This window comes from Paenibacillus sp. S28, assembly GCF_016624415.1.
In the GTDB taxonomy this organism is placed as follows: Bacteria; Bacillota; Bacilli; order Paenibacillales; family Paenibacillaceae; genus Paenibacillus_AQ; species Paenibacillus_AQ favisporus.
In genome coordinates, this window is record NZ_JACVTM010000049.1 from 1 (window position 1) to 653 (window position 653).

At 58.3% G+C, this 653-nt stretch carries 1 protein-coding gene; it reads right to left on the reverse strand.

Features of this window, described 5'->3' with window-relative positions; translation table 11 throughout:
- Nucleotides 1–653: DUF7507 domain-containing protein (locus tag IAE55_RS33585; RefSeq protein WP_200634977.1), on the reverse strand; the 653-nt coding region annotated here is incomplete at both ends.

Consider the following 653-nt stretch of genomic DNA (forward strand, 5'->3'; position numbering starts at 1 on the left):
CGGCGTTTGATCTGACGAAACCGTGAACGTATTGATAAGGGTACTGCCAATTAGCGTACCCACAGGTACGGTGAATGTCGCGGTTCGGGTGATCGTTTCGCCCGCAAGCAGGACCGCTACCGTTTCGCTCAGACCCAGCAGCGCATCCGCCAAGACTACATTCGTTTGCGGAACGGCCAGCAGGTTTGTTACCGTCAGCGTGTACGTGATCGTCTCGCCAGGGAATACCGCATTGCGGTCCGGCAGCTTGTGAATGACCAACCCCGGTCCGGGCGCCGCCTGTACGATAACCTCGGCCGTCGTTTCCAGCACCGGCGTTTGATCCGACGAAGCCGTAAACGTATTGGTAAGGGTACTGCCAATCGGCGTATCCAATGGTACGGGGAACAATGCAGTGCGGGTGATCGTTTCGCCTGGCAGCAGGACCGGAACCGTTTCGCTCAGGCCCAGCAGCGCATCCGTCAGGACTACATTCGTTTGCGGAACGGCCAGCAAATTTGTAACCGTCAAGGTGTAAGTGATCGTTTCGCCGGGAACCACTCCATTGCGGTCGGGCAGCTTTTGTATGACCAATCCCGGTCCGGGCAGCGCCTGCACGGCGACCTCTACCGTCGTAACCAGCGGCGGCGATTGATCCGACGAAACCGTAAACG